The organism is Sphingomonas populi (genome assembly GCF_004208535.1).
Classification (GTDB): domain Bacteria; phylum Pseudomonadota; class Alphaproteobacteria; order Sphingomonadales; family Sphingomonadaceae; genus Sphingomonas; species Sphingomonas populi.
Window position 1 is genome coordinate 1 of record NZ_SGIS01000125.1, and the last position, 1,986, is coordinate 1,986.

Sequence of the window (1,986 nt, forward strand, 5' to 3'; positions counted from 1 at the left end):
TGCTAAACGATGAGCCGGGGGCCGACCGGGTTGCAGAGATACTGCCCCGATCGCTTATAGGCGCAACGAACTATGCCGAGGTTGTATCGAAACTGCGTGAGCGTGGCGTATCACTGGATGAGGTGAGAGAGGCCTTGGGTGGCTTACATCTCGACGTTCGGCCTTTATCGCAATCACAGGCAATGCTGATTGGAGACCTGCGCCCTGCGACGCGGCCTCTCGGCCTTTCGCTGGGAGATAGAGCGTGTTTGGCCCTGGGGATCGAACTGGACGCAGAGATCTATACGACAGATGCCGCGCTGACTCAGGCGGAGGTCGCCGTCACGGCGACTAATATTCGAGGCTAACTAACGTAGGCCGCCCGAGCATGGCCGATGAGTATGTCGATCCCTTCTCATAACTCCGTCTAAAATGCGGATCGTGAGAAAAGCATTTTGAGAACGGTTTTCGAGAATCTGAGAGGTGGCCGCACCGGGACGGCGCTGCTTTCGGGATAGCGCTGCCCGTTTTTGCTCACCAGACGTTCGTTTCCGAGAATGCCCCGACGCGCCGTTCGTGACGAAAAAGGGAAAGTTTTGCATCGATACAGCGGCGTGAAGGGCTAGACGGCTACGCCCCTAAATTCCAACGTTAGCATTTCGAATACCGAGGGTCGTATAGCACTAGCTCGACCTGAAGCCGCTCACCGCTGTCTTCGGAGCCGTAGGAGGCCTAACCACAGCATGACCGTTTATGGCGCCTCGTATGAGCCATCCGGCCTTCGAAAGCCCAATGGGAAAATTGTCGGAGGAGCAACAGAATTGTTGCTCCAAGACGAAACTCCCGATGGCGGCATAAATACAAGGGTCAGCAAATCGTCAAGTGGCCGTCCGGTTCAGGTGGCGAGCGTTCCAACGCAAATATCTTGGCCAGCAAACTTAAAGCCTCAAGACTATGAGGCGCTTTTCGTTCGGACAGTAAGCGATCGATTACGATATCTGATTGAAGATATTGAGCCTGGCGTGCATCAATTCATAGAATTGCTCTATGTGCGAAAGACCGGAGAGATACTACATAAAAGGTGGTTTTGGCAGGTATGCAACCGGATTGACAGCGTATTCGCCGAACGTCCCGGTTGGGTATTTGATCGTGTATCATGGAGATATCCGTCGGGAGATAAGCTCATATTCGACGTGACAAAATCAGGAGGCTCACACTTTTGGCATGAGAAGCATGTCTATTGCGGACTCATGATGAGTGAGCATGCAATGGCGCGATTAAACGAAGAAGACATCTCTGGTTTTAGTCTTCACGAGTATGCCACTGTACAAAGGTAGCTTCCCCGGGGTGGGTGCCAGATAGCGGATACCCGGCAGATCACGCACCCATTCCCAAAACTCGATCCAAATTGAAAACGTGCCGGTCTTCCCACTGGCCGTTCCTAATCGGACGGCGTTACGTTGCCTCTATGATATGCTACGATGATTCGTAGAGGAGCCGGTCTATGGGTATGCTGGTCGTTTCGGCAGTCTTTGTCATAATACTCACCGCCTTAGCTTACCGCGCGAACACGCGCTTCCGCAGCAAAAGCCGACTTCCCATGCAGTGGGGGATCACAGGGGCGGTAAACTGGTCCGCGCCCCGATCTGTTGCGCTTGCCTTCATACCGATATTGGCGATCGGCGCTCTTGGATTCCAGGTATTCATGGCAATGAATGTTCCTGCTCGAACCGGGCAGGAGGGACTTGTGTTTCCCGTGTTGGTCGGCAACGGTGTCACACTTGTTGCGGTCCAGCTTCTACATTTTTGGTTGATCGAGAGGACTTTACGCCGAAACGTCGGGTAGGTCCTGCTCGCTGCCAAGTCGCCGTTCCCGATCAACCATCCTAATGGGAAAACCCGAGCCGTCTCGATCGCCATTCCCAGTTGGGAATATAGCTGGAGCCGTTCATGCTTGATCGTGTCGAGAAAGCGTGGCCTGATGACCGGGACCAGAGAACAGGAGAC

2 protein-coding genes are annotated in these 1,986 nt (G+C 53.8%); both read left to right on the forward strand.

Translation table 11 applies throughout. The features are described from left to right. Positions 1–347 (forward strand): type II toxin-antitoxin system VapC family toxin (locus EWE75_RS25400; protein WP_206364887.1); only part of this gene is annotated, 347 nt, incomplete at its 5' end. A gap of 375 nt (positions 348–722) precedes the next feature. Next, complete coding sequence (locus EWE75_RS24380; RefSeq protein ID WP_130160606.1) at positions 723–1,316, forward strand: imm11 family protein; 594 nt, start codon at positions 723–725, stop codon at positions 1,314–1,316. The last annotated feature ends 670 nt before the right edge of the window (positions 1,317–1,986 follow it).